We start from the raw sequence: 26,740 nt of genomic DNA on the forward strand, positions 1-26,740 counted from the left end.
GGTGATTTCACAGACTATCAAAGCATTTGTAACAACATATCAATACCACTTAATATATCGTTATTAGAGAACTCTTGCTTCAATAGTATCAAATTCTCATTTTTAATTCTATAAATTAAAAGTCTCCTCATCTTTTATAAAATGAGGAGATTTTTTCAACGGAAAGACCACAACTTCCAGCCACCATCAATGCAAATATTTTGCCCCGTACGTTAGTATTTAAAATATATAGAAAATACTTTTTACTAATTTAAAAGTAAACCAATATTTAAATAGTTATTTTGAATAAAACTTATTTATTTTGTTTCACTAGTTCATTTATTAATGATTTGTTTAGGAATTGTCAAAGTTATCTTTCTTGGTTATCATAATATGTTTTATCTGCGTATTTTTTATCATTTCCTTTTAGATAAGCTAAAATTGTTTTTGGGTTTTTAAGTAAAGCCCAATCTCCATATGTATCAAACCTTCTGCATGAAGTTATCATTCCATTTTTAATTGTACCGAACTTCTTATTTTTTTGCTTTCCCCATTTTTTTAACCGTTTTGCAAAATCTGCATCTTCTGCCATAAGCATATTTTCATTAAATCCATGAATCGCCATAAAATCTTTTCTATAGCACCAAAAAACTCCAACAGATATAGCTCCATACTTAAAAAATAAGGGAATTATTATTAACATTGCGGAAACGAATATTCCTAAAGACATTCTTTCAAACTTCCCAGTTACCCCACCACCAATGTATTTACCTGAAACTAAATATTTGTCTACATTAAACAACATAGACTCTGTCATTTGGGTATCAGCGTCTATAGTAATGATTATTTCACCGTTAGCTATTTTGACTCCTTCATTTCGGATTTTGGATAAGTTTTTATCATTATTTTTTAATGTAATACAGTTATACAACTTTGCTATTTCCTCTGTTTTATCTGTACAACGATTTAATACAACTATGACTTCAGTTTGATCTTTATATGCCTCTGCTGCCTTTGAAATTGAATCTAAACATTTCCTAATGTACTTTTCTTCATTGTGCGCAGGGATTATAATAGAAAACTTTACATCTTTTTTCAAATCGGCTCCTGAAGATTCATTTGTTTCAGTCATACTACTCCCCCTTTTTATAAAGTGAATTTTCCCTCTATATAACATATATTAATATTTATGAGGTTGTATTATAAAAACTAAAAATGAACTATTTATATATTGACTAAAATCACTTAAAATTCTTCAACCGAGAAGAAATAAAAAGAGCCCTTTACGGATTCCATTTGACGTTATACTCTTTTGCAAATAGTTCATCTTTACACCTACTTTCATTCTTTTTTATACTAAATAGTTGTCGCTATTCCTGCCAGAAATAAACTTACGGTTGCTAAAAAAGGAGTAACCACTATAGCCCCTCTTAAATGAAACTTATAATCTTTATATCCCTTCATCCCCTCTGTACTAGGAATAACAACAAACCTCGGGGTAATCCAACAAAATATAAGCCAATCAATTATAAATAAGTCTACTAAATTGAAAATCATTAAAATGCCTAAAGTATGTAAATAAGCTTCCAAATACAATAATTTTCCATGCTTATGTAGTATATATGTAGAAACGAAAGGAGTACCGAAGAGAATAACATTGTATACAATACTAAAGTATATCGTTTGCTTTTTTTCATTTATCGTTTTCGGAAAAACTGCCTTTTGAATATCTCTCGGATAATCATTTAAAGAAAGACGAGGATTATAATATAAAGACCCCAAAATCATTACGGATAGTACAATAGACATGATGACACCAACGTATATCATTTGCTCAAATTGATTCATAAGCCTCATTCACCCTTTTCTGTAATCACTCTATAGTGCACTCACTTAATTACATATTGTATGTACGCAAACAACCAAAAATTAACAATTCACATTTGACACCAAATCAAATTTCTTGCAATGTAAATACAATTTTTATACAGTGGAAGCCTAATTAGTTAAGTTAGGAAAGGTGAAACCTATGAAAATTGAACATATCGCAATTTGGGTAAATGACTTAGAATTAATGCGTGATTTTTATATGGAATACTTTAACGGTAAAACAAACTCTATATACCAAAATGAAGCGAAACAATTTGAATCTTATTTTATTACGTTCGAATCTGGAGCAAGGCTTGAACTAATGCGTAAAAAAGGTATAGAAAACCAGCCTAACCTTAATATAACTGGCTATGCACATATGGCTTTCTCTGTCGGTAGTGAAGAACGTGTGAAGGAACTGACAAACAAGTTAAAAGATGCTGGTTATCCACTATTAAATGGACCTCGTTTTACTGGAGACGGCTATTATGAAAGTGTAATAAGCGATCCGGAAGGCAATCAAATTGAAATTACGATTTAACTTACCTTTTTCTTTTCTGAAGAACAAATGAAAATAAGTTTGGAGGAATATTATGCAAAAGCTATACTTTAATAAATTTGAAGCAACAGATTTCAATTTATATTTCCAGCTCGTATCAAATGAAGAAGTGATGGCGCAAATTACTCAGCGTGCCATTCCGTTAAAAGAGGCGCAAAATGACTTTAAAAGATTGTTAAAGCGTAATGAAAAACATCAACTATTCGGCTCCTACAAAGTGTATGATTCTGTTACAAATGAATACATCGGTCTTGGGCATGTAACGGTGAATGAGGATAATGTAAAAGAAGCTGAAATTGGATATATGCTTTTGCCAGAGTGCTGGGGAAAAAGGTATGGTAGTGCAATTGCAAAGGAATTAATGAATATAGCGAAACAGACAAATGTAAACGTGCTAAAAGCAATTATCGACCCGAACAATATCCCCTCTCGCAAAATTTTATTAAACGTCGGTTTTACATCTGAGAAAGTTTGTGAGATTGATGGGTTGCCTGGAGAGATTTTAAGTAAATATATGTAACTATTTAAAAAGGCGATGCTACATTCGAAATACTTGTAGCATTGCCTTTTTATAAAACAAATCATTATCCCCTTATTTCGTCTACTATACTTTGAATTAAAGAAATAAGAGCTTGCTTTGTATCCTCATCTGTAACTTTTGCATCATCACTAAATTTAGTACGCACAGATGGGATTAATAACGAACCATTTTGAACGACAACTGTATCAATCATACCCAGTGTAAGTAACAAAGATTCATGGGCTTTATCCCCTCCCGTAATTGACGGTGAAGCTGTTATGATAGCCACTGGTTTTTTATATAGTTCCGCTGATGAAACAAGCCATTCTAATGCATTTTTTAAAACTCCTGGTATACCTTTTGCGTACTCTGGTGTACAAATAATCAGTGCATGCGATTCACTTACTGTCTTTCGAAACTCTTCAACAACAACCGGTGCTCCCACTCGATCTACATCCGGATTGAAATGAGGAAGTTCCTCTATTCCTTTATAAATAGTGTAATCTACTTCATCTGGAATAAATGCTGCTAAAGCTTTTAATATGTTTGTATTGGATGATCCTTCCCTAATACTGCCTGAAATCGCTATAATTTTTTTGTGTTTACTCATATGGTTCCCTCCTACGAATACTATACTTTTGTAACTAAAGAAAAATCAAAAATATTGAACTATTTAGTTAGGTGTACATTCTCTAATTTTGTTTACATAATAATATTATGAAATGAAACTAACCTTTTAACGAAATTGTACCTCTTCTCCTACTTACATACATACCAACTACATTACAAATGAGCGCTAAAGTAAAAATAACTGAACCCATTAAAAATGTTTTATTAAAACTATATACAATTCCTTGTTTATTTTGTTGCTTCATCTGCTTGTATAACTTGTTCCCCTCTTCAGACTTTAATATACTGTATTGATTTTTATCAATTCCTTTCATCGCTTGCAACACTTGTTCTCTTTCTATATTTGTTAAATTACTTTTTTCAATCACAGTCATTACTTCCCTATTTACTATTTCTTTTTCAACTAACAATTGATGATTCAAAAACAGGGCCAGTATTGCTACCCCTACAATACTTCCGACCGTTCTAGAGATATTACATACACTTGAAGCAACACCTGATTTTTCACCCGGCACACTTAAAACCGCAATTGTTGTATACGGTGCTAAAGTACAACCAGTTCCAATTCCAACGATCACTAATCGCCATATATAATCCCATGTAGTAAAATTTGAATCTATCTGACTAAATAAATACGAAGCTATGATAAAAGCAATCATACCTATACTACCTATTAGTACACTACCTCGCTTTGCTGCAATTGGTGTTACTACTCCAGTAACAACCATAGATACAATTGCTAAAGTACTAATAATTAAGCCTGACTGTAGCTCAGACATTCCTTCTACTTGAACAAAATAAAAAGCAAGTATAAATAAAAAATTCATTAATCCCATACCAACGAAAAATAAGGAAAGATTTGAAATTGAAAACGCTTTATATGAAAAAAACTTTAAAGGTAACATTGGATTATTACTTTTCTTTTCGATAATGAAAAATAATATAAAACTTATTAATGAGAGCATAAAAAGAAGAATTAAGCTTATCGTGCTGAAATGATTTGTATTTACTTGTATGAGTGCATATACAAGTAAGCATAGTGCAGATGCAGAAGTAATCATACCTGCCCAATCTATTTTAGAGCTTGTAGTATGATCATACGATTCTTTAATACAAAGAATCACGAAGATGAAAGATACTATACCAACTGGGACATTAATAAAAAACACCCAGCTCCAATTCAATTTATCAGTTAAAATCCCTCCGAGTGAAGGCCCAATTGCCGCTGCTAATCCCCCGAAAGCTCCCATAATACCGCCTATCATACCTTGTTTCTCTTTCGGTACTAAATTAAGACCTAAAGGCATTGCAACAGGTGCGATGATTGCGGCTGAAACACCTTGTATTACCCTAAAGACAACTAATGCTTGAAAAGAAGTAGCGATTCCACACAAGAGTGAGCTAAAAGAAAACCCTAATAAACCAATAATATACAGCTTCTTGCGACCAAACTGGTCCGCAAGACGTGCTGCAATTAACAAACAGGATACAAAGGCAACATTATAACTATTAGCAATCCAAGAAATGGTATCAATTGAAGTATGAAATGTCTTTGTCATTTCTGGTAATGCGATATTAACAATATTTGAATCTAAAATTGCCATAAAAAAGCCTGCAATTAAAGCTATTAATGCAAATGTGTTCCTCATTTCCGCCACCCCTATTCGTTTTATATATTTAAAATCCCCTTCATAAATAAATTTACACATGTCTCTATATACTCTTCTAACTGAATTTCTTCTTCCGATATACTAACATTCATAATGTATAAAAACAGTTGTCCGTAAAACATATTCGCTATTAAACGGTAATTACACGGGGAAATGTGTCCCTTCTCACCAAGTTGCTTTAAATATTTTTCTAGGTGATCCACTAAATGTGAATTCAATTCATGTAGTAATGTTTTCATTTCACTATTTTGTCTTGATTCTATTAACGCAGCCCAAATATAGTTTAGCTTTGGCAAATTGGTTTGAATATATGTTTCTGCCACTTTCGTAAGGTCCTTATGTAAATCACCAGTAAATTGCTCTTCAATTTCCTCTAACAAAGCCACTGGTGTCGTCCGTAAAATAATACTCTCTCTAAATAGATTTTCCTTATTTTTAAAATTACGGAATATCGTTAATTCGCTTACTCCTGCTTTTTCTGCCACTTCACGAATTGTTGTCGCTGTATATCCTTTTTCACCAAATAATAAAGTAGCAGCTTCCATAACTTTTTCTCGCGCTGTTAATTTCCCCATCTTTATTCCTCCAATCAATATGTAAGTAAGTGATTACTAACATATTATCACGAAAGAAAAATGAAAGTAACTGGTTACTTTCATTTTTCTGAAATTTCATTATCTATTCAACCACCGAAAGTAAAACTTTCTCAAGCTCTTTTTTAGATAACATACTATCGTTTATATACACTTGATATGCATTTCTTCCTTCTTTTGCAGGTATCACTATTTTCATAGCCCGTACATTTGACTCTTTATACTCACCGAATATAATATCATATCCTTTTAATTTATATGTTTTAATGTCTTTATAAAAATTTGGTCCTTTTTCAGTTGCTTTATCAAACGGTTCTTCAATAAAATAATCTTTTTTATCATCTTCAAGTATTTCTAATTGATGAATTGTAAATCCTAATTCCGCATTCGATGTAGATGGCTTTTTTTTCACATTACGATCTTCATATCTCATCGTAATTAGAGGGATTGGTTTTCCCACCGTTGCATTCGCTTTTGCTTCTTCAAATACTACTTGATACCCAGAAGGAATATATGTGGGGTGCTTTATTGGAAAACCAGTTATTTGTTCAGCTTGTTCAAATGTATATGTAAAATGTTGATCTAACCTTTCTTCATATTTGTTTAGCTCTTCCATTACCTCACTATCTCTTTTTTCTTCATCAGCATTCAAACGACCTATAGCCGTATGTTTTCTTTCTCCGTTCTCTACGACACTAACTTTTTTATAAAAATGATATGTTTCTTGTAATAACTCTACATATTTTTCAAAGTCCTCTTTTGCAAATAGTTTTTTAGCAACTTCTATCCTCTCCATTAACCCCGTATAACCGTCCTCTGACATCCCCATATCTTTTTTTGCTTCTTCTGGTGTACCTACAATTTTATCAATTATTGTTGTACCCGCATAAGTACCAGTTGGTATAAGAACAGCAGCAGCTACAAAGCCAAGTAATAATTTTTTCTTCATAGAAGTTTTCCCTCCCTTTTTCATTTGTTGGTATTTATGAAAAGAGGTTTGTACTTTATCTTCTAGATTAGTAGCGGGATCGAGTGTCTCTGCTTTTCTTTTCAATTCATTCGTTATATATTTTTCAAAATCCATTTACTTCTCCCTCCCTTATGGCTGGCATATGCTCCATTTCTGTTCTTAATCGTTTTAGAGCTGTATGTAATCGAGATTTCACTGTACCAACAGGGATTTGAAGAAGTGCGGAAATTTCATCCAAGCTATATTCATGGAAGTAACGCATAATAACAACTTCACGATGTTTATACGATAATCGTTGTATAACTTCTACTAGTTCACCACGTGTTTCTTTATGTAAAATACTCTCGTCCAATATGTAAGAACGATCTTGCTCATACATTTTCTTCTTTTCAAAGATTCGAAATCGCCGCCACGATTTACGACGCCAATCTTGCACTTGTTTTACAACGATACCATGCAACCAAAACTGAAAGGAACGGTTCATATCATAATTTGTCACGGACCTCCATATTTTGATGTACACCTCATTAACTATATCGTCAACATCTTGATTTTGACTCCCTACTAAAAATACTACCGTTCTATAAATATCTTTACAGGTGTATTTATAAATAACCTGAAAGGCTTCTTGGTCCCCGGACTCCATTTTATATAGCCATTCTTTTAATTCTACTTCATCCAAAATTACGTTCCCCTCTCATGATCTTTCACACTATATTCGCCCGTTTCTCACAAAAGGTTCATTTTACACAAAAATTTATTTATTACAATAAAAATATAAGATATATTTTTATTGTAAGGATAATTTTAAGAATGAATAAAGAGGATAAAATTCACGCTGAAAAAGTATTAAAAAATCTCTTCGTAGGAGCACAAGTTGTGGGATTGCAATTTTGTATTTCTCCAGTCACTATAAAGATTCATTTTACAAATTTTGAAGATGCAGTTGATTATAGTGGGCAATTATATGTCAACATCGAATCGAAATGGGGTTTATTTAATAATCCCCCAAAAAGGTACCCGTCTAATGAAGATGAATTTGAGGATTATTCTGAGGATGAAGAAAATGAGAAAATATTTGAAATGAGAAGACAAAAAGTGACCGATATACAACTCGGCATAGAAAACCCTCATTTAATTATTACATTAGAGAGCGGACAAATTTTTTTGTAAATGGTTTTCATGATAATTATGAATGTTGGCAAGCTGGTGTCCAATGTGAGGATTAGCTTGTAGTTGCTGCACCTGGTAATGAAATCGCTACTTGGACTCCCAATGGGTTTAATGAAAAATAGCTAATGGAATATTTCCATCAGCTATTTTTGTTTTTGTAAAGATATTAACTTAACAAAACGACTCATTCCCAAGCTTCCAACTAAACCATCTACCATGCCCTTCAGTTTTCCCAACCGTTTCACGATATTCGTTTCCGTTAATATAATAATCAATATGAAGGTCACGATCCCACATGTTGTTATATAGGTGGAACACATCACGTTTTGCGCCGATTTCTTGAATTTGTTTTTCTAGCTTACGTTTTACTTGTTCAGGTATTTGATTTGCGACGTGTGTATGGAAAATGCAGATCACAGCATCTCTACTTATTTGTTCAATGATGGATGGCAACAATTCTACACCGTCTCCTTCTATTAATTGTACTGACTCATTTTTCACTAAAGATGCAGCTTGATCAAACATTTCAAGCCTTTCTTTATGTTCCGGCCAAATTAGTGCACGTAACCATAAATAATCTTCCTCATTATGTAAGTCATTCACATGTAAATCTAGTCCAATTCTTTCTATGACAGATGGACTTTCTTTTAGAAAATGGGGCACATTCTCCCCTCTTATTTCAGAAGTTAAATGAACGTTCGAATTCATATTTCCATACATTTCATCCGTTCCGTACGAATAACGATATTGGTCCCAGAATAGTTGTAATCCCGAGCTTGTACCGATTTCAATTAACGCTAATGGTTTATTCACTTTGTTAAATATGTAGCAAAAACTTGGATATAAGTATGCACATCGTCTTACTTCATTCGTTTGAACGAGTTTCGTTTGTAACAAAGTAATGATTTCTTCTCGGTACTCTTTACAGAAATCTTTAAAGTGATAAAAAGATTTATCTAAATTTGTAGCAGCATTTTCAACTAAACTACTATAATACGTTTTTAAATGATGTTCTTTTCCTTGTAACAATAAATAATGTACTGCACCTAATAATACGTTCGGGATTGGCTGGCCTGCTTGAGCGTAGGAAGATAGTGTAAGTACTTCCTCATCTTCAGCAATTTTTATTGATAAATATTCGTATAAATCACTTGATCCTTTACATTCCTTAATAGAAAAGTTTCGAAATAAGTTCGCGATTTGTTCTTGTGTACGCATAAATACCCCTCCCTTTAAGTTTTCTGAATAATTTTATCATTACCGAAAATAAAATTCCATAAAAAGGTATCCTTTCTACCAACTTATGGATACGTAAGCTTTTTCGAGATAATTTCAAACTGTAATTTTTTTCTATTTATTAACTTAAAAGAGCTTGATAAATAAGATTTTTGCTAAATAAAACGTTAAATAGTTTAAAATTATCAGATAACACTAGATATTTTAGTCTATTAATTATTATAATAGAGTATGAGATGGTTATATAATTGAGACAAAAAAGGTATACACCTAGGTGGGGCCTAGGCGGTGTTTTCAATTTTACGGCTTAGATATAAAAAACACCTACTCTTTTTTGCCAATATAGGGGATGGAGAGATTATCATGAGCAACATGCAGCAAAAAACAGACGTTATCTTAATTGGTGCAGGAATTATGAGTGCAACGTTAGGCTCATTACTAAAAGAATTAGCACCAGAATGGGAAATTAAAGTTTTTGAAAAACTCGCAAGTGCCGGGGAAGAAAGCTCTAACGAGTGGAATAATGCAGGTACAGGGCATTCTGCGCTATGCGAACTAAACTATACTTCCGAAAAATCCGACGGATCTATAGATATTAATAAGGCTGTAAAAGTGAATGAGCAATTCCAGCTTTCAAGACAATTTTGGGCATATCTTGTAAAAAGCAAATTAATTCGTAATCCACAAGATTTTATTATGCCACTACCTCATATGAGTTTAGTACAAGGGGAAAAAAATGTAGAGTTTCTAAAAAACCGTTTTGAAGCGCTTTCAAAAAATCCGCTGTTTCAAGGAATGGAATTTTCTGACGCTCCTGAAACATTAAAAAAATGGCTTCCTCTTATTATGGAAGGTCGTACATCTAATGAACCGATGGCTGCAACAAAAATTGATTCTGGAACAGATGTTAATTTTGGTGCGTTAACACGCATGTTGTTTGATTACTTAAAAACTAAAAATGTCGAGCTAAACTACAAACATAGTGTCGAAAATATTAAGCGCACAAAGAATGGTTTGTGGGAAGTGAAAGTACACGATATGAATAGTGGTAAAATCGAGCATCATACTGCAAAATTCGTCTTTATTGGCGGTGGTGGTGGTAGTCTACCTCTACTACAAAAAACTGGTATTCCTGAATCAAAACATATCGGTGGATTCCCAGTAAGTGGACTATTTATGGTATGTAAAAATCAAAAAGTGATTGAGCAACATCATGCAAAAGTATACGGTAAGGCTAAAGTTGGTGCTCCGCCAATGTCTGTTCCTCATCTGGATACGAGATATATAGACAATAAAAAAGCTTTACTGTTTGGACCTTTCGCTGGATTCTCACCTAAATTCTTAAAAACTGGTTCAAACCTTGACTTAATCGGTTCTGTTAAGCCGAATAACGTCTTAACGATGTTAGCTGCTGGTGTAAAAGAAATGGGACTAACAAAATACTTAATTCAGCAAGTTATGTTATCACACGAAAAACGCATGGAAGAATTACGCGAATTTATTCCGAACGCGAAAAGTGAAGATTGGGATATTGTAGTTGCAGGACAACGTGTACAAGTAATTAAAGATACTGACGCTGGCGGGAAAGGAACACTTCAATTCGGTACTGAAGTTGTCAGTGCCTCTGACGGCTCAATCGCTGCATTACTAGGTGCTTCACCAGGTGCTTCTACTGCCGTTCACGTAATGCTTGAAGTATTAGAAAAATGTTTCCCTGACCGTATGTTAGGATGGGAAGAAAAAATAAAAGAAATGATTCCTTCTTATGGCATTTCACTTACAGAAAATCCAAGATTGTTCCAAGATCTTCACACTTCTACAGGACGTACACTTGGATTAAACGAAAAAGAAACGGTTCATAATTAATGAAGAAATTAAAAAACGTCCGATATATTCGGACGTTTTTATTTCTCTACTAAAAATTATACTTATCAATATTATCTTTCGTAAATACGACTCGTTCTGGTAATACGATAATTCCGTTTCCTTCTGCCTCGTAATCATATCCTTGAATAGAGTTTGGCTCTACTTTCACTTTACCAATTCCCTTTACTTCGAAGCTATCCCCTACTTTTAACTTCTTCCCTTTTACTACTATTTCATTTGCAACATAAGTTGCCAATGCACCTTGTTGTTTTACATCCCATAATCCGAATTGTTGTACTGTTCCTCGTTTTACATAATCACGCATAACATTCGGTGTGGAAAATCCTGTTACGACTACTTTTTTATCCATTTTTAAGTTTTCAGCTGCTTGTGCCATTGCTGGAAGTGCCGTTGCATCAGGACAAATGACTGCGTTAATATCTGGATACGTTTTTAAAATGTTCTCCCCTACTGATAAAGATTTTTGCGCATTATTTTCACCGTACTGCGTCGTTACAATTTCCCAGTTCGGATATTTCTTTTTAATAATCTCTTTCGCCTTCGTTACCCATTGGTTTTGATCTGTAACTGTCGGGCTTGAATAAAAGAATGCTACTTTTCCTTTATCTCCAATTTGCTTTGAAGTCATTTCAATCAATAAATTAGCAAGTTGATCTGGTGTTCCTTGACTTATATAAAAAGAACGGTCTTTCGGGTTCACATCAGAATCCCACGTTAAAACAGTCATCCCTTTTTTCTTAGCGCGTTGCAATGATTGCGAGAGGCCATCCACCGACGTCGAAGAAACCATAAGTGCATCATAGTTTTGGTTAATGAAATTGTTTATATATTTTACTTGACCAGATACACTCGCTTCAGACGGTCCATCATATTTCACTTGTACGCCTAGCTTATCCCCCATCTCTTTTGCCCCTTCACCGCCTGATGTGAAGAAACCAACTCCCGTTAATTTCGGGATGAATGCAAATTTTACATCATCAGCTTTTTTCTTATCTGCCGTTTGACTAGAACAAGCAATTAATCCGATTAAACAAATACATACAATTAATACAATCCCTAATTTTCTCTTCATGACATTTCCCCCTTATGCAAATTCCTTCTTTTCCCCATTGTGAAATGATGTAATTTGAAATGTCTCATAATAACTGAAAGAATAAGGATAATACCAATTACTACATTAGATTGTTCATTTGTTAAACCTGTCATTTGTAGACCATACTGCATAAGTCCAATGAAAATACTAGCAAGTACAGTACCAAAAATACTACCTTTTCCACCTGTAATAAGTGTTCCGCCTAATACGACTGCCGTAATTATTGGTAAAATTGTTTCACTTCCAATATCAGCACGTGCGGAACCGAAATATGCAGTTAAGAAAGCTCCCCCTAATCCACCTCCTAACCCAGAAAGTATGTAAGCAATGATGACTACTTTCTTCGTTTTGATCCCAGTGTATTTTGCCGTATTTTCATTCGCCCCTGTTAATTTTACGTGGCGCCCATATATAGTACGATGAAACAAAACAGTGCATAAAACGGTTAATACAATAAGGATCCATAGTAAATTAGGTATTCCTATAAAACTGCCATTTGCCAGTTGTACATAAGCGTCAGGTAAACCACTGATTCCTTCATATCCGGAAGCACCTGAACCTCCTGAAATAACGAGTGCAATCCCTCCGTATAAAAACATCGTTCCGAGTGTAACGACGAGTGGTTCTACATCTGTCATTTTTATAATAAGTCCATTTAAAGCGCCTGCTAAACTACTTATTATAAGAGCTATTATGACAGCGAGCAAAATAGGTATTCCGTTCATCCAAAGTACACCGATTAAAATCGAAGTTAATCCCATTATCGAGCCAACCGATACGTCAATTCCTCCTGTTACAATAACGAAAGTCATTGGTATTGCAGCGATTGCTATAAATAGAAAATCATTTGTACTAAAAAGGAGATTACTAATGTTTAAGAAATCACTATTTAAAAAACTAAAGAGAATGAATTCAATAAGAAGTAATACGATTAGAACACCTTCCCATCTGTAAAAATACTTCATAGATTCATCCTCCTTTCTGCTTTCCACTTTTTCATTACACTATCTAATATGATGATAAGTAATAATAAAAAACCTGAAATAGCATTATTCCAAAATGCTGGTATTTTTAAAAAGACGAGTGAACTACTTATTACTTCTAAAAATAACCCTCCTAAAGCGGCTCCAAAAATAGATCCTGTTCCCCCTTTTAAATGAATTCCCCCAAGCACAGCAGCTGCAATAACCTGTAATTCAAGCCCTGTACCTGTTTGATTTGGAACGAACCCGATATTCATAACAAATATGCAACCAGCGAGTGCTGCACTTATGCCCGATATAATAAACGCATATATCTTCACTTTATTTACAGGTATCCCAATGAGTCTCGCACCGTCTTCATTGTCACCTGCCGCATAGAAGTACCTTCCGTATGGTACTTTCATTAAAAAGAAATATAGTAGTAATAAAATAATAAGAACGAGCCATACAGTTATCGGCAAGCCAAAAATGACGATAGATGACAGCTGCTTAAAATCGTTTGGAATATCTTCAATCCACTTCCCGCCCGTGAAGATTAACATTGCACCCCTAATCATTCCTAGCATGCCTAATGTCATAATAATGGCTGGTACCTGAAACTTTGCAACTCCAATCCCATTTACAAAACCGATAATAGCGCCAAGTATAATAGCAGCAACGATCGACAAGAATGCACTATATCCGTTCGTTAACATCATTCCGCAAACCGCTGCGCATAATCCCATACTAGAACCAACTGATACGTCTATATTTTTCGTAAATAAGACGAAAGATTGACCAATTGCTAGCACAACTAAAATAACGCTTGATTTCATCATTAAAGATAACGAGTTAAACTGAACAAAACTAGGATTTATCATTCCGACAATGGCTATATAAATTAGTAGTAACAGTATGATAGACGTTTCATGCATTTTAAACATACGCTTCATTCTGTTACACCTCCATATGCAAGACGTGTAACTTCATCTATACTTATTTGTTCTTTCTCCAAATGAGAAGCAAATTGCCCATTTCTCATTACATATACACGGTTTGCTAATTGGACAATTTCCTCAACATCTGAAGAAATGAATAATATGGCGAGTCCTTCCCTTTTCATTTTTTCTATCGTCTCATATACTTCAAGCCTTGCTTTCGCATCAATTCCGCGAGTTGGTTCATCAAGAATAATGATTTTAGGATTACATGCGAGATATTTCGCAAGTACGACTTTTTGCTGATTACCTCCTGATAAACTTGCTAGTTCTTCATTCATGTTTGGTACAACTATTCGAAACTGTTCTATATACGAATTCACTAAAGCGCTTTCTTTTTCTCGATTTATAAAGAATCGACTTTTCTGATGTAAATATGCTGCTGTCATATTTTCTTTTACAGATGCAATTGAGAAAATCCCATTTCTCGCCCTATCTTCTGGCACATAAACTAGTCCTTCACCTAGCCTTTTATGCAAAGAGCATGTATCTATTGATTTTCCTTCTAATAAAATAGAACCTGATTTTATAGTTTTCAATCCAAAAATCGCTTCTGCTAATTCTGTTCTACCTGATCCAACAATGCCAGCAATACCTACAATCTCACCAGCATGTACAGTTAGCGATATATTTTCGAATGCGTGACTAGTCACATTCGTTACTTCTAATATTTTTTTCGTCCTTTCTGTCTCTTGAACTATTTCTCTTTTTTCTTCCTGTTTATACCCTTTTGGCAATAGCCCCTCCATCAGCCTGTCATATGTATAGTCACATACATCCCCTTGGCTTACAATCATTCCATCACGCAATATCGCTACTTTGTTGGCTATTTCAAAGATTTCTGGGAAGCGATGCGTAATATATATCATCCCAATTCCTTGTTCTTGCAAACTTTTCATCAGCACAAAAAGACTCTTCATTTCGTGAGTTGTTAATGTCGATGTTGGCTCATCTAAAATAAGAATCTCGGCTTCTCGTATTAATCCCCTAACGATTTCTACTAATTGTTGCTGCGCAATGGATAATGATGCTCCTAACTCATAAAGGTCAATATCCCACCCTAAACTGTCAATCAATTGCTGAATCTTTACTTTTCGTTCCTTTCTCTTCCCGTTTAGTCCGATACTTATATTTTCTTCAATGGTCATATGCGGAAAAATGAGTGGTTCTTGTGGGATTAAATAAATCCCTTCTCGATGTGCTTCTTTTGGATTTGAAAACTGTTTCCTCTTTCCTTTTACATACATTTCTCCACCATCATACGAATATAACCCAGTTAATATTTTCATTAATGTTGATTTTCCAGCACCATTTCCTCCAACTAAAGCGTATAGATCACCACGCTCTAATTGTAAGTTCACTTCTTTTAGTACAAGTTGATTTAAAAACGCCTTACTCATTTTCTTTACTTGTAATAAGGGCTCGTTCTCCAAATGATGTCACCTGCCTTTATGCAGAACATTTTTTGAGAAAATGATTTTTTGTTCTACTTGTTTTGTAGCATTGTATATTCCTTTTTTCATATCTAGAACACTTTTTTCACCGGACTATTTATCCCGCATTAACGGACAGTATGACTCCCACCTCAAATTTCGGCTTGAACAAAGAAGTTAGGTGGGAGATCAACTGTCCGTAAACGCCCGATTGGTTCAACTGGAATAAACAAAATATGTGGCACATATGTTTAAGCATTGGTCAATTGTTGAAAGGGATGAAGAGTATGTCACAGCTGAACTTTGAAGAAAATTTATTAACAAAAATAGCTTGGTACTATTATAAAGATCAACTCACCCAACAGGAGATTGCTTCCCTTCTTCACATTTCAAGAAATAAAGTTGTTCGGTTATTAGATAAAGCGCGGAGTGAAGGAATCGTTACATTTCACGTAAAAGGCACTGGTTTACATTGTTTAAGCATTGAGCGTGATCTTATAAAAAAATTCCAATTAAAAGATGCTTTCATTATCCCTACTCCAATAGACAATTATGCCTCTTCTCTCGGAAAAGCTGCTGCACAATATTTAGAAACCCAGCTCCAACACGGCGATTTACTCGGCATCGGCTGGGGAGAAACAATTAGCAAAATGCTAGAAAACATTCATTTTGAAAGTTCTATTAACCTTTCAATCGTAACGCTAACAGGCGGAGTAAACCACTATCTCCCAAGAAAACAAAACTATTTACACTACATGCAAGGAGACCTTCATATTATCCCTACTCCTTTTCTAGCATCTACAACTGAAATGGCACAAAGCATTCTATCAGAACCGAGTGTGAAGGATATGCTGCATGTCGCTTCACTTGCTCAAACGGCAGTTGTCGGTATTGGTGGTTTATCTCAAGATGCCACTATTGTGAAAGAAGAAAAATTAACACTACGTGAAATGACATATATTCGTAGCCAAAACGGTGCTGGTGATATTTTAGGACAATTTTATAATACGAATGGTGATTTATTAGAGCTTCCGCATCACAATCGCCTAATTGGCACACCGCTCTCAATTCTTCGCAATATGAAACATGTTGTCGGTGTTGCTGGAGGCACTCAAAAGATAGACGCCATTTTTGGGGCTTTAAAAGGGAATTTTATTCATACATTAATTACTGATGAGGAAACTGCTCTCTCCTTATTACGAAAGGAAGGTGATTCATAATGTCTACTTTGTTAGCTTTTGATGCTGGTACAGGTAGCATTCGAGCAGTTCTTTTTGATTTACACGGTAATCAAATTGCGGTAAGTCAAAAAGAATGGATTCATAAATCTGACCCTCGATATCCAGGATCTATGAATTTTGATGTGAAAGAAAACTGGCAGCTTGTACAAGAGTGTACGAAAGAAGTTCTGCAAAAAGCGAATGTAACTCCCTCCTCTATTCAAGCTATTAGTGCAACGAGTATGCGGGAAGGATTTGTTTTATACAATAAAGATGGGCAAGAAATATGGGCCTGTGCAAATGTTGATGGGCGCGCATCCGCTGAAGTAAGTGAACTAAAAGAAATCCGGTCACATCTCGAAGAAGATTTATATACAAAATCTGGTCAAACTTTTTCATTAGGTGCTTTACCTCGCTTACTTTGGATTAAAAAACATGAACCAAACATCTATAGCACTATTCATTCTTTTACGATGTTAAATGATTGGATTTTATATAAATTAAGCGGCGTACTGCAAATCGACCCTTCAAACGGATGTACGTCCGGTATTTTTGATTTACAAAATAGAAATTGGGATAACGCTGTCGCTAAAGAGTGCGGTCTAACTTTGCCATTTTCACCAAAAGTAAATGAAGCTGGTACAGTGATCGGCAATGTTACAAAGGATTGTGCAATATTAACTAGATTACGTGAAGGAATTCCTGTCGTCGCTGGCGGTGGTGATGCTCAAATGGCATCACTCGGAACTGGAGTTGTTACGCCAAATCAAACATTAATATGCGGGGGCAGTTTTTGGCAACAAGAAGTGAATATTACAGAGCCAATAACGGATCCACATGCTGCCATTCGCGTAAATTGTCACGTCGTTCCGAACCTATGGCAATATGAAACGATCGCCTTTTTTCCAGGCCTCGTTATGCGCTGGTTTCGAGATGCTTTTTGCCAAGAAGAAAAGAAATTCGCTGAAAAACTCGGTATAGATGCATACGAATTATTAGAAGAACAAGCGAAAGACGTACCTGTCGGCTCACATGGCATTATCCCTATTTATTCAAACGTCATGAACTACATTTCTTGGCGCCATGCCGCACCTTCTTTTTTAAATTTAAGTTTAGATGCTGACAAATGCGGGAAGAAAGAAATGTTCCGCGCTATTGAAGAAAATGCCGCTTTCGTTACACTTGGCAACTTAAAACGAATTGAAAATCTCACAGGTACATTCCCTTCTGAAGTCGTTTTTGCTGGCGGCGCTGCCAAAGGAAAACTATGGCCACAAATTCTATCAGACGTACTCGGCATTCCTGTAAAAGTACCAGTTGTGAAAGAAGCAGCTGCGTTAGGAACTGCAATTGCTGCTGGAGTTGGTGCGGGAATATATAATTCGATGGAAGAAACCGCTAAACAGTTTGTACAGTGGGAAAACACATTCGAGCCAGTCACTGAAAATCACGAACTATATAAGGAGTTCTATGAAACATGGAAAACAGTGTATGACAGTCAGCTCGCTTTAGCCGATAAAGGGCTCACCTCACATATGTGGATTGCACCTGGTGCTTTGTAACACATTACATAAAGGAGTGAAATATATGTTAAAAGCGAATGAAAATGATTTCTCCTATCGCTTCGGTGATAACGGGCCGAAATATTTAATACAAGGTCCGAATGTTGATCTTGGCCTTGTTGTCATTCAGCCTGGGCAAGAGTTTCAAAATCACTATCATACAACATGCGAAGAAGTCTTTTATGCATTAGAAGGCGAGATTGACTTCTATGTAAATAACGAAAGAGTTCCAATTAAACAAGGTGATGTCTTGCAAGTTCGTCCTCATGAATCTCACTATCTTATTAACCATTCTGACAAACTTTTTAAAGCTGTTTTTATTAAGTCACCACATATACCAAATAAAGATACCGTACAAACGGAAAATCCAACATTAACGAAGGAGTGATTTCGAATGACTTGGGGATTTAAAAATCGATTAAATACAATTTTACCTGATGGTAGAGCGGTTATGTTAGCGATTGATCACGGTTACTTTTTAGGACCAATTCACGGACTTGAACAACCACTTGAGACAGTTAAAAACTTACTTCCTTATACAGATTCCCTCTTTCTAACTCGCGGTGTACTTAGCTCCTGCATTCCTGAAAACTGCAGCACACCGATGGTTATGCGTGTATCAGGTGGAGCTACTGTCGTTGGTAAAGACTTAGCGAATGAAACAATTGTTACACCTGTAAAAGAAGCAGTTAAACAAAATGCAATTGGCGTCGGTGTTTCTGTTTTCGTTGGATCGGACTATGAAACACAAACGGTTACGAATCTCGCAAACGTAGTTTCAGAAGCACACGATTACGGCCTGCCAGTACTCGGCATTACTGCAGTCGCAAAGGAACTACAAAAACGAGAAGCACGCTTTCTAGCACTCGCTTCCCGCGTATGTGTTGAAATGGGTGCTGACATCATTAAAACGTACTACTGCGAAGGATTCGAAAAAATAACGAGCACATGCCCTGCCCCAGTCGTCATCGCCGGTGGACCAAAACTAGATTCCATCGAAGATGCATTAAACATTACGTACAATGCGCTACAAGAAGGCGCAATCGGCGTGGACATGGGCCGAAATATATGGCAATCCGAGCATCCAACTGCGATGATTCAAGCGATACATGGCATTGTGAAAAATGGATTGAATGTGAAAGAAGCGCTCCAATTATATGAAAATGTGAAAAATTAATATAAAAAGACAGACTATTTATTATAACCGGTTCGGTTAAGAGATGTAAAACTTGTTTTGACACTCAAAATACACAAGGAAAAGGATGGCAAATGCCATCCTTTTTGACATATATTGAACCTTAACTGTTTTTAAGACCCTTCTTCGATTAACGCCCCGTATAACAAGCCAAAATTCTTAATCAACCATTAACTTTATAGCTTTTGTAGCAATAAAAGTTTTAATATGCTTATCTAATATCCTTATTCCACCAAAATCATCCTCGTAAAAACCCGTTATAACAAAGCCAGCCTCAATTTGACCTTGGATTTGGTCTTCTAGAGTATGTGCGTATTCTATTGTTTGATTTGAATTGATATAATCTTGAACTTCATCCTCTGGTAAATAACCCAATGTTGATGAAGGTATTGAATGTTTAACATCAAGAATACCTTTTCGTTCTTGGTTGTCATCAAAAATCCATAGTAAAGGATTTGTAAATCCAGAAATAAGAATACCTTTATTCTTTAAAACCCTTGAAATCTCATCCCATACAAGATGAACGTCTTTTACGAACAAATTAGAAACAGGATTTACGACAATATCAAAATATTCATCTTCAAAATCACTCAGGTCTGACATATCTCCTTGTACTGTTTTTAAAGTTAATCCATCCCGTTCCGCTACCTTTTCATCTTGTTCCAATTGCTTCTTAGATATATCAGTAACTGTTACATCTGCTCCAGCAGCAGCCAAAACTGGTGCTTGTTGCCCTCCACCTGATGCTAAACAAAGTATCTTTAATCCTTCTAATGACTTTGGAAACCAATCTCTAGGAACTGATTTTTCCGTAGTAACTGTGATTTCCCATTCACCTGATTTACTTTTTTCAATAATCTCGCTACTTACAGGTTGCGTGTATCTAGAACCTTCTTCAACCTTCTTATCCCATGCATTACTGTTTTGTTGTGTAGTATCCATTATGATTATTCCTCCTAACTATCTAGTTGCATTTAAGTGTAACAATATTAACTATTTACACCCTTTTTCTATTAACCTGCCGATAGTTAATAAATGGTTGCCTGTATTTATTTTAACACACATTTTTCCTATTTTTCATAATATTTTAATTAATCGATGATATTCCAAAAAAATGAGCATTGTTTCAGATATAATAAAATATGAAAACAAAAATACAAACACATACTATGTACTTGTAATGGATCCTTTTATTTAAAAAAAGAAATGGAGGAATGATTATGAAAAGAATGACTTTCGAACGCCCTATTAAAAGAACGAAAAGCACTTTCAAATGGGAATCCGGGCTTTCCACATGATGAAGTGATTTATAATTGGGCAAAACAGTACGGATTTTATCCCGACTATTTGAACTCATTATTCTCCTCTATGATGGACGAAGAAAAATTTAAACCCCGCGTTGAACCGACTAAGTTTAAAAAACATATACCCGTTTTAAAAACTTATGAACAGAAAGGAATCGTGTATACCGCAACCTTTATTCGTCAATATTCAAATGCTAGTGTACTTTATTTATATAAAGAATGGGATCCGAAAAACAAAAAACTGAATGAAAAAAACACACATACACTCGTTGAATTATCAATAAATGATGCATACGATTGCTGGGCAGAAGGTTGGACTGGATCTGATGGACATGTGAGTTACCAATTTGTTGTTTCTCCTGCTCTGTCTAATAATTTATCTGGAATTTGCTTACGATTTAAAGACCGAAGTATGCCGTTAACGAAAGATCAAACTGTGCTTGAATTTGAACTTCAGTTAGATTAATAAATAAAGAAGCTGTCTCATAAGTTGAATTTCTGACTAAAAGACGCTTCTTTTTTACTTTGGTGTTTCCTTAAAAAGTGAATGGAATGGTAACAAGCCCCTTCCCAAACCGGGTAAGGGGCTATTATACACCTTCAAACAATTACTCTTGATGAGTGCCATTAAGTTTTGAAACCTTCTTACCTTCTCTATAGTCAAGGCAAGATACTTCAATTAACAATCCATTAAACATTGTAAAATAAAAACCATAACTACTACCCCTCATTGAATAAGGTTCCTTGTCTATTTCAATCCCCCCAGCTACTAAACGATTATATGCTTGATCAACTTCACTTGCAGTTTCCACTAAAAAACCAATGTGAAAAGCTTCTGGATACGTAACTTCCTTATTCCCCTTAAATGCTTTTGGATCACTTAATACGAGTATAAATCCATTCTCATCACTCATTACTACAAGTGCCCTTCCCTTTTGTTCCAAAAATTGAAAATCAAAAAATGTTTCAAAGAAATGTCTCGCTTCAGATAAATCATCAACACATAGATTCAAATGATTCAACTTCATTCACTCATCTCCTTTTAAACAGAAATTATATAGACTCATATTGATAACACTTAAATGTTTAAGGAAAGGTATTCAAGTGTTCAGTCTAAGACTTTTTTTTAATAGTCTAATATTTTTTCCTATAACCTAGAACGTTTTTTAAAATGCAACATTTGGAATATAGTTAATGAAATTATATGAACAATTCGACACGGAATATCAATTTACCTATAGAAGTTGACAATTTTAATAGCCATATTATCTATTCTCCAATTTGAGTAAGACCCACTCAATCAAGAAAATTGCTGAAGAGATTCGCTCTGGCGTATCTCCTAAAAACAGTTTATTTATTAAGTCATCAAAATTAGTTGTTACTTTAGATAATGTTTGCATATACTTCAAAACAGATCCAGCTGGCGGTACTGGCTTATTATTAATAGCCCATATTCCTTCTATCAATGTCCAAGTTGACGTATGGACTATGTATGAAGCTTTTAGCTCGTCGTTTGCTTTCAATGCAGATTGAATTTTTATTAGTGAACTATGTAACCAATGAGAAATGACTTTTACTTTATCGTTAGAAACACGGTACGTTTCAAATTCATATTTAGCTATTTTCTTTAATTTTTTCAACTCACCGCATTTATCAATTAAAATTTCCCCTTCTAAAAAAGAGTATATTTCCATAGGATTGTTTTTAAAGTTTACTTGTATTTGATTAAAATCAGCATACTTGTATTCAACTAAAATACCGTTTCTTGTTTCAGAATGAAATTTCTTCTTTTGTCCGTCCTTTAAAAGAATATATAAATCTAAATCGGATTCAGGATATGCATCGCCTCTTGCGACAGATCCAATGAGCATGAATCCATTTACCTTATCCATAGATAAACATTCGATTAAAATTGTTTGCACTAATTTTTTATGTTGCTCATATTTAATAGATACTCGGGCTTCTAACATTGGTAACCTCCAGACATATTATTAGCGGAGTTATTCGTGCCTTTAACATATTTTACTTCTTTTTATAACTTTAGCCCTCTTCCAACTTATTCAACAATTGTCAGTTCATACACAATTTCGTCTTCACTACTTTTTGTTTTATCTTGAATCGTTACAATATCTCCAGCTTTTATTTTCGAAGCATTCACCACTTTTACCATCTCTGGTGGAACATACCCTCCATTGTTCTCTTTATTAAGTGGAAACCACTTTACTGACTTATCATTTGCTTCTAAAATTTTATATTTAATTGTACCATCATACTTTATTTCACCTACAAGATCTTTTACTAATGTAGGTGTATATTTACCCTTTTCTTTTTCCAAAGAGATGTGATCACCTATATCTAGGATACCGTTTCTTTTAGGTGCCTTCCATTTTGTTGGGTTTAAATTACTTAGACTTACTTTCACACTATCTTCTTTATTTGAGCTAGAATCTTTTAGAAATATTTCATTATAATTCATATCAATAATGATATACTCTTTCTGCTCTACTATTTTTGCACTGTTTTCACGTTTTTCTGCATGTTTAGATGCTTCTTCTTTCACATCATTATCACTACACGCTGATAATAATGTAGTTGCTAAAGCAGCCATTAATAACATTTTTTTCACTTTATTTGCCTCCATTTATAACTAAAAAATAAACATATCTCACATCCATATTTTACCACACATTAAAAAAGAGAGGATATCTGTTTTATTAATAAACAAATATCCTCTCTTTTTAATTATATATTACGACTGTTGATAAGCCGATTTCGATGATTTCACATAATAAACCGCATGATCAACGTTAATGATATGATCAGGTTTTGGTTTCCCGCGGCTCGCTCTATGTCCAGCTAAGTGCTCTTCACTTGTTTCCCAGTTTTTCCATGCTTCTTCAGATTCCCAGCGGATCATTACGACTACTTCTTCGTCTCCGCGTCTTACTTTTTTCACGAGAACACTTAAGTCGATGAAGCCTTCAAATTTTTCAATAATTCCTTCCCCAGTGAAACGTTCTACAACTATATTAGATGTACCTTCTTTTACTGTAAATGTCTTAGTTTCAATAAACATATATCCCACTCCCTCTTTGTAATACGAATACTAGTATTCTTCTATTATAGTTGATTATGATAATTATTTTCAATTATAAAGTTTTGAATTATGCTGACTTCTCCTCAATCGCCTCATCCAAAAATTTAAAATACGGAAGCAATATTCCTATTAAAGAAGTGACACATATAATCACACCGATAATAAAGTATAATATTCTCACTCCCCACATTTCACTCAGTATTCCTCCTAATAACACACCTAATGGCATAGCGGATCGTATAAAAAATAATCGCACTGAAAATACTTTTCCTATCATATGATTTGGCACTGATTGTTGGCATATCGTCGTGTTATGAACATTGAAAAATGCAATACAAATACCTGCAATCACTTCAATTATTATCGCGATTACAATACTATGATTAAATCCTAGCGAAATGTATGTGAGTCCCCCTAAAAACAATCCCCCGAGCATAAGTATGCGCCGACTTTTATATGTTACTTTTCCGACTAGTATAGATCCAACTACATACCCTAGTGGGAAACCTGCCATGAAATAGCCGTACTCCGCATATCCCGCTGACAACTCATCTTTTATATAAGGCAGATTGGTAACCATCGTTACCCCTACTCCAAATTGCACGAAAGTAAGAAAGACACCGAGCCAAACGATAATCGGTTTTGTGAAAAAGTATGTAAACCCATGAAGAAACTGCTCTAGCCACGTTTTCCGAATATCTTGTGTTGCTCTCTTTTCTTTTATATAAAATAATAAAGTCCCGCTAACAAATAGACTAATACATACGAAAGATAATGTAAGTTCAGTTCCGATCAAATTAATTACTACTCCGCCTAATACTGGCGCAAGAAACATCATAAGACGAGTCATTCCATCAATATACGCATTTGCATCTTGAAGTTGTTCTTTACTTACAATACTCGGTGTAATTGCTTGACTCGCAGGTGTATACAGCGGCGTAATAAGTCCAACTACAATTTGAACAACGTAAACGTGCCAAACTTCTATACTTCCTGTAACTAACATCACCAAGGGTAGTAAAAATACAGATGCCCGTATCCATTGTGAAAAAATCATAATCCACTTTCGGCTCCATTTATCAATAAATGGCCCACTTATTAGCTGCAGTATGAGAGACGGGATAAAATATAGTAGCCACATACTGCTTAATGCCGTTTTCGATCCTGTTAACTCATATACAAGAATTGAATTACAAAACGTCCCGAAAGCCCCGCCTAACTCTGAAATTGCACTACCAATCCACATAAAAAAGAATGAACGATTTTTTAATACACTCTTCACTATAACTCACCAACTTTTCTATTAAATTCCTCCCTTTATCCCGCATTAACGGGCAGTAAGACCCCCACCTCAAAATTCAGCGGAAGCAAAGAAGTTAATTTGGGGATCAACTGCCCATAAAAGCCCGATTGGTTCAACTAATAATCAGTGGTGGGAGGAACAAAACCCCCACTGATTAAAGTTTCACTTTATGTACATTCTCGTTGTATATTATCTATTTAAAAACACATCTAATTCTTTCGCTAACGACTGCACTGCTTTCTTTCTCAATACATATTTTCCGTCATGTATATCAACTAACTTCGCTGAACGTAACAATTTCAAATGATGATGTACTGTCGATTTTCCTAGTTGCAGTCTTTCTGTAATTTCCTGCAATGTACGTTCTTTTTCGAACAACATTTTTACAATTCGTAATCTCGCTTCATCCCCAAGCGCCTTATGTTTTTGAACTAAAAAATAATTCGGTTCATACGGATCTTCAGGATGAATACTTTCATTCGCAACTGGATAATGAAACACTTTCGTATCCTCAATATCAGCTTCTATATTCCACGGTCTGTACGTCATTTGCGGGATAAGAAGTACGTGATGAACACTTGGCTCTGGCATATAGTTCACTCCACCAGTCGCCCACTCAACAAACTCTTCTGGTTTCATCTTTTTATGCATTTCATTCTTTGCTTCATAATCTCGCTCTAATATAGAAAGTATTTCCTCTTTCTTAATAACACTCTCATACCAACCTGCTATAACGGCGATTAAATGGTCCTTTAGTTCTTGTACATCGACATCACTTATAAAGCCAATATATGCAGAGAAAAACTGATGATCATGTGTCAGTTCCATTAGTTCATGCATTGCAGATACGTCTCCGCTTGCGGCTAAACGTCTTTTTTCTTGATACTTTTCTCCTAAAAACGGTAAACATATATACTTTAAATCTTCTTCTGAAATTGAATCGATATTTGCAATAAACTGTGATAAATCCTGAAAATCTCCCTCATACAATAACTGAAGCAACGCTTTCCACGTATTATGTTCTTCGACAAACTGTAAGTGCTCTCTCATCTCTTTTGTTAATGATTTTCTAATTTCTTCCCATTCACTTTGAGTCTTTTCAAGAGTATCGATTAACCTTTTATGAGTAATTGCCGCAATGCCAAGTACACATTCGAAAAGTATCGAATATTTCATTTGAACGTTGTAAGTTTCCCTTTTTCTACTCGTTACGTGAAAGACTTCCATTCTATCCCCTCCTTGTTTGCTATGTATTAAATTCTATTTTTATCGAATTATACCTTCTATTTTTTTAGAATTATCTCATATATTTTAAAAGTTTTATTTTAAATTCAAATACTCAAATATTTCGTTTCATAAATAGATTTAACGTAAAAAAACGCAGTTTGATTGTGAACTGCACCCCAATTGTTGGACACTAACTAACAATTGGAGGTGTTTTTTTATGACCAAATTTACTGCGGAGGAAAAAATAGCTGCTGTTCAAT

General features: G+C 34.7%; 26 protein-coding genes and 2 pseudogenes. 9 read left to right on the forward strand and 19 right to left on the reverse strand.

Annotation, left to right across the window (positions count from 1 at the left end):
- Positions 1-349 precede the first annotated feature (349 nt).
- Together ACQKNR_RS08515 and ACQKNR_RS08520 are read right to left on the reverse strand one after the other, a co-directional pair.
- Positions 350-1,111 carry a glycosyltransferase gene (locus ACQKNR_RS08515; RefSeq protein WP_427316940.1) on the reverse strand — a complete coding sequence of 254 codons (762 nt, stop codon included), beginning with the start codon at positions 1,109-1,111 and terminating at the stop codon, positions 350-352.
- Between the two features lie 224 nt (positions 1,112-1,335).
- Entirely contained in the window at positions 1,336-1,827 is a 492-nt protein-coding gene (locus ACQKNR_RS08520) for a nitroreductase (protein ID WP_427316942.1), read from the reverse strand.
- Positions 1,828-2,008: 181 nt separating this feature from the next.
- On the opposite strand from ACQKNR_RS08520, the gene ACQKNR_RS08525 reads away from it, so the two are divergent.
- Both ACQKNR_RS08525 and ACQKNR_RS08530 read left to right on the forward strand, forming a co-directional pair.
- Positions 2,009-2,389: a VOC family protein gene (locus ACQKNR_RS08525; RefSeq protein ID WP_427316943.1), complete on the forward strand. Its 381-nt coding sequence runs from the start codon at positions 2,009-2,011 to the stop codon at positions 2,387-2,389.
- Between the two features lie 52 nt (positions 2,390-2,441).
- Entirely contained in the window at positions 2,442-2,927 is a 486-nt protein-coding gene (locus ACQKNR_RS08530; RefSeq protein WP_427316945.1) for a GNAT family N-acetyltransferase, read from the forward strand.
- Positions 2,928-2,991: 64 nt separating this feature from the next.
- Here the strand turns inward: ACQKNR_RS08530 and ACQKNR_RS08535 are convergent, their stop codons facing one another.
- The 5 genes from ACQKNR_RS08535 to ACQKNR_RS08555 all read right to left on the reverse strand — a co-directional run bounded on the left by ACQKNR_RS08535 (position 2,992) and on the right by ACQKNR_RS08555 (position 7,472).
- On the reverse strand, positions 2,992-3,537 hold the full coding sequence (locus ACQKNR_RS08535) for an NADPH-dependent FMN reductase (protein ID WP_427316947.1): 546 nt from the start codon (positions 3,535-3,537) through the stop codon (positions 2,992-2,994).
- Positions 3,538-3,655: 118 nt separating this feature from the next.
- A complete protein-coding gene (locus ACQKNR_RS08540) occupies positions 3,656-5,206 on the reverse strand; it encodes an MFS transporter (protein WP_427316949.1) in 1,551 nt (516 codons plus the stop codon).
- Positions 5,207-5,226: 20 nt separating this feature from the next.
- Positions 5,227-5,802 (reverse strand): TetR/AcrR family transcriptional regulator, encoded by a 576-nt coding sequence (locus tag ACQKNR_RS08545; protein ID WP_427316951.1) that lies wholly within the window; start codon positions 5,800-5,802, stop codon positions 5,227-5,229.
- Between the two features lie 103 nt (positions 5,803-5,905).
- A complete protein-coding gene (locus ACQKNR_RS08550) occupies positions 5,906-6,904 on the reverse strand; it encodes a hypothetical protein (RefSeq protein WP_427316953.1) in 999 nt (332 codons plus the stop codon).
- A complete protein-coding gene (locus ACQKNR_RS08555; protein WP_427316955.1) occupies positions 6,894-7,472 on the reverse strand; it encodes a sigma-70 family RNA polymerase sigma factor in 579 nt (192 codons plus the stop codon). The genes ACQKNR_RS08550 and ACQKNR_RS08555 overlap by 11 nt, the downstream gene beginning before the upstream one ends.
- 131 nt (positions 7,473-7,603) lie before the next feature.
- On the opposite strand from ACQKNR_RS08555, the pseudogene ACQKNR_RS08560 reads away from it, so the two are divergent.
- Positions 7,604-8,085: pseudogene (locus ACQKNR_RS08560) on the forward strand (hypothetical protein).
- Between the two features lie 49 nt (positions 8,086-8,134).
- On the opposite strand, the gene ACQKNR_RS08565 reads toward ACQKNR_RS08560, so the two are convergent.
- Positions 8,135-9,181: a DUF2332 domain-containing protein gene (locus ACQKNR_RS08565; protein WP_427316957.1), complete on the reverse strand. Its 1,047-nt coding sequence runs from the start codon at positions 9,179-9,181 to the stop codon at positions 8,135-8,137.
- A 381-nt stretch (positions 9,182-9,562) separates the two neighbouring features.
- Between ACQKNR_RS08565 and ACQKNR_RS08570 the strand changes: the two genes are divergently transcribed.
- A complete protein-coding gene (locus ACQKNR_RS08570) occupies positions 9,563-11,065 on the forward strand; it encodes a malate:quinone oxidoreductase (RefSeq protein WP_427316958.1) in 1,503 nt (500 codons plus the stop codon).
- 49 nt (positions 11,066-11,114) lie between these two features.
- On the opposite strand, the gene lsrB is transcribed toward ACQKNR_RS08570, so the two are convergent.
- The 4 genes from lsrB to ACQKNR_RS08590 are packed head-to-tail and all read right to left on the reverse strand — an operon-like array spanning position 11,115 to position 15,572.
- Positions 11,115-12,158 (reverse strand): autoinducer 2 ABC transporter substrate-binding protein LsrB, encoded by a 1,044-nt coding sequence (gene lsrB, locus ACQKNR_RS08575; protein WP_000823652.1) that lies wholly within the window; start codon positions 12,156-12,158, stop codon positions 11,115-11,117.
- Positions 12,155-13,144: an ABC transporter permease gene (locus ACQKNR_RS08580; RefSeq protein ID WP_427316961.1), complete on the reverse strand. Its 990-nt coding sequence runs from the start codon at positions 13,142-13,144 to the stop codon at positions 12,155-12,157. Before ACQKNR_RS08580 ends, lsrB begins: the two co-directional genes overlap by 4 nt.
- Positions 13,141-14,094 carry an ABC transporter permease subunit gene (locus ACQKNR_RS08585; protein WP_427316963.1) on the reverse strand — a complete coding sequence of 318 codons (954 nt, stop codon included), beginning with the start codon at positions 14,092-14,094 and terminating at the stop codon, positions 13,141-13,143. The genes ACQKNR_RS08580 and ACQKNR_RS08585 overlap by 4 nt, the downstream gene beginning before the upstream one ends.
- Positions 14,091-15,572 carry a sugar ABC transporter ATP-binding protein gene (locus tag ACQKNR_RS08590; RefSeq protein ID WP_427316965.1) on the reverse strand — a complete coding sequence of 494 codons (1,482 nt, stop codon included), beginning with the start codon at positions 15,570-15,572 and terminating at the stop codon, positions 14,091-14,093. The genes ACQKNR_RS08585 and ACQKNR_RS08590 overlap by 4 nt, the downstream gene beginning before the upstream one ends.
- A gap of 269 nt (positions 15,573-15,841) precedes the next feature.
- Here ACQKNR_RS08590 and ACQKNR_RS08595 point away from each other — a divergent pair, with 269 nt between their 5' ends.
- Genes ACQKNR_RS08595 through lsrF form a run of 4 tightly spaced genes read left to right on the forward strand, consistent with a single transcriptional unit; the run spans position 15,842 to position 19,531 of the window.
- On the forward strand, positions 15,842-16,792 hold the full coding sequence (locus ACQKNR_RS08595; RefSeq protein ID WP_427317036.1) for a sugar-binding transcriptional regulator: 951 nt from the start codon (positions 15,842-15,844) through the stop codon (positions 16,790-16,792).
- A complete protein-coding gene (gene lsrK / locus ACQKNR_RS08600; RefSeq protein ID WP_427316967.1) occupies positions 16,792-18,354 on the forward strand; it encodes an autoinducer-2 kinase in 1,563 nt (520 codons plus the stop codon). The genes ACQKNR_RS08595 and lsrK overlap by 1 nt, the downstream gene beginning before the upstream one ends.
- Positions 18,355-18,379: 25 nt before the next feature.
- Positions 18,380-18,742, forward strand: a complete 363-nt coding sequence (locus tag ACQKNR_RS08605) for a cupin domain-containing protein (protein WP_427316969.1) — start codon at positions 18,380-18,382, stop codon at positions 18,740-18,742.
- A 6-nt stretch (positions 18,743-18,748) separates the two neighbouring features.
- Positions 18,749-19,531, forward strand: a complete 783-nt coding sequence (lsrF, locus tag ACQKNR_RS08610; protein ID WP_427316971.1) for a 3-hydroxy-5-phosphonooxypentane-2,4-dione thiolase — start codon at positions 18,749-18,751, stop codon at positions 19,529-19,531.
- 177 nt (positions 19,532-19,708) lie between these two features.
- Here the strand turns inward: lsrF and ACQKNR_RS08615 are convergent, their stop codons facing one another.
- Entirely contained in the window at positions 19,709-20,491 is a 783-nt protein-coding gene (locus tag ACQKNR_RS08615) for a class I SAM-dependent methyltransferase (RefSeq protein ID WP_427316972.1), read from the reverse strand.
- 300 nt (positions 20,492-20,791) lie between these two features.
- On the opposite strand from ACQKNR_RS08615, the pseudogene ACQKNR_RS08620 reads away from it, so the two are divergent.
- Positions 20,792-21,319, forward strand: a pseudogene (locus ACQKNR_RS08620) (hypothetical protein); the annotation flags it as partial.
- A gap of 142 nt (positions 21,320-21,461) precedes the next feature.
- On the opposite strand, the gene ACQKNR_RS08625 reads toward ACQKNR_RS08620, so the two are convergent.
- The 6 genes from ACQKNR_RS08625 to ACQKNR_RS08650 all read right to left on the reverse strand — a co-directional run bounded on the left by ACQKNR_RS08625 (position 21,462) and on the right by ACQKNR_RS08650 (position 26,480).
- Entirely contained in the window at positions 21,462-21,881 is a 420-nt protein-coding gene (locus tag ACQKNR_RS08625) for a VOC family protein (protein ID WP_427316974.1), read from the reverse strand.
- A 237-nt stretch (positions 21,882-22,118) separates the two neighbouring features.
- Positions 22,119-22,823, reverse strand: coding sequence for a nucleotidyltransferase domain-containing protein (locus ACQKNR_RS08630; protein WP_427316976.1), 705 nt, complete (start codon positions 22,821-22,823; stop codon positions 22,119-22,121).
- 86 nt (positions 22,824-22,909) lie between these two features.
- Positions 22,910-23,494 (reverse strand): hypothetical protein, encoded by a 585-nt coding sequence (locus ACQKNR_RS08635; RefSeq protein WP_427316978.1) that lies wholly within the window; start codon positions 23,492-23,494, stop codon positions 22,910-22,912.
- Positions 23,495-23,602: 108 nt separating this feature from the next.
- The gene (gene hmoA / locus ACQKNR_RS08640; protein ID WP_070806328.1) at positions 23,603-23,929 is read right to left on the reverse strand and encodes a heme-degrading monooxygenase HmoA; all 327 of its coding nucleotides are present in this window, start codon (positions 23,927-23,929) and stop codon (positions 23,603-23,605) included.
- Between the two features lie 88 nt (positions 23,930-24,017).
- Entirely contained in the window at positions 24,018-25,232 is a 1,215-nt protein-coding gene (locus tag ACQKNR_RS08645) for an MFS transporter (protein ID WP_427316979.1), read from the reverse strand.
- A gap of 210 nt (positions 25,233-25,442) precedes the next feature.
- On the reverse strand, positions 25,443-26,480 hold the full coding sequence (locus ACQKNR_RS08650) for an ArsR/SmtB family transcription factor (protein WP_427316981.1): 1,038 nt from the start codon (positions 26,478-26,480) through the stop codon (positions 25,443-25,445).
- Positions 26,481-26,740 lie beyond the last annotated feature (260 nt).

Source organism: Bacillus sp. NPDC094077 (genome assembly GCF_050279465.1).
Taxonomy (GTDB): Bacteria; Bacillota; Bacilli; order Bacillales; family Bacillaceae_G; genus Bacillus_A.

Coding starts and splice junctions, on each gene's coding strand:
- ACQKNR_RS08515 (WP_427316940.1), bottom strand. CDS start 1,111: ATGACTGAAACAAATGAATCTTCAGGAGCCGATTTGAAAAAAGATGTA.
- ACQKNR_RS08520 (WP_427316942.1), bottom strand. CDS start 1,827: ATGAATCAATTTGAGCAAATGATATACGTTGGTGTCATCATGTCTATT.
- ACQKNR_RS08525 (WP_427316943.1), top strand. CDS start 2,009: ATGAAAATTGAACATATCGCAATTTGGGTAAATGACTTAGAATTAATG.
- ACQKNR_RS08530 (WP_427316945.1), top strand. CDS start 2,442: ATGCAAAAGCTATACTTTAATAAATTTGAAGCAACAGATTTCAATTTA.
- ACQKNR_RS08535 (WP_427316947.1), bottom strand. CDS start 3,537: ATGAGTAAACACAAAAAAATTATAGCGATTTCAGGCAGTATTAGGGAA.
- ACQKNR_RS08540 (WP_427316949.1), bottom strand. CDS start 5,206: ATGAGGAACACATTTGCATTAATAGCTTTAATTGCAGGCTTTTTTATG.
- ACQKNR_RS08545 (WP_427316951.1), bottom strand. CDS start 5,802: ATGGGGAAATTAACAGCGCGAGAAAAAGTTATGGAAGCTGCTACTTTA.
- ACQKNR_RS08550 (WP_427316953.1), bottom strand. CDS start 6,904: ATGGATTTTGAAAAATATATAACGAATGAATTGAAAAGAAAAGCAGAG.
- ACQKNR_RS08565 (WP_427316957.1), bottom strand. CDS start 9,181: ATGCGTACACAAGAACAAATCGCGAACTTATTTCGAAACTTTTCTATT.
- ACQKNR_RS08570 (WP_427316958.1), top strand. CDS start 9,563: ATGAGCAACATGCAGCAAAAAACAGACGTTATCTTAATTGGTGCAGGA.
- lsrB (WP_000823652.1), bottom strand. CDS start 12,158: ATGAAGAGAAAATTAGGGATTGTATTAATTGTATGTATTTGTTTAATC.
- ACQKNR_RS08580 (WP_427316961.1), bottom strand. CDS start 13,144: ATGAAGTATTTTTACAGATGGGAAGGTGTTCTAATCGTATTACTTCTT.
- ACQKNR_RS08585 (WP_427316963.1), bottom strand. CDS start 14,094: ATGAAGCGTATGTTTAAAATGCATGAAACGTCTATCATACTGTTACTA.
- lsrK (WP_427316967.1), top strand. CDS start 16,792: ATGTCTACTTTGTTAGCTTTTGATGCTGGTACAGGTAGCATTCGAGCA.
- ACQKNR_RS08605 (WP_427316969.1), top strand. CDS start 18,380: ATGTTAAAAGCGAATGAAAATGATTTCTCCTATCGCTTCGGTGATAAC.
- lsrF (WP_427316971.1), top strand. CDS start 18,749: ATGACTTGGGGATTTAAAAATCGATTAAATACAATTTTACCTGATGGT.
- ACQKNR_RS08615 (WP_427316972.1), bottom strand. CDS start 20,491: ATGGATACTACACAACAAAACAGTAATGCATGGGATAAGAAGGTTGAA.
- ACQKNR_RS08625 (WP_427316974.1), bottom strand. CDS start 21,881: ATGAAGTTGAATCATTTGAATCTATGTGTTGATGATTTATCTGAAGCG.
- ACQKNR_RS08630 (WP_427316976.1), bottom strand. CDS start 22,823: ATGTTAGAAGCCCGAGTATCTATTAAATATGAGCAACATAAAAAATTA.
- ACQKNR_RS08635 (WP_427316978.1), bottom strand. CDS start 23,494: ATGGAGGCAAATAAAGTGAAAAAAATGTTATTAATGGCTGCTTTAGCA.
- hmoA (WP_070806328.1), bottom strand. CDS start 23,929: ATGTTTATTGAAACTAAGACATTTACAGTAAAAGAAGGTACATCTAAT.
- ACQKNR_RS08650 (WP_427316981.1), bottom strand. CDS start 26,480: ATGGAAGTCTTTCACGTAACGAGTAGAAAAAGGGAAACTTACAACGTT.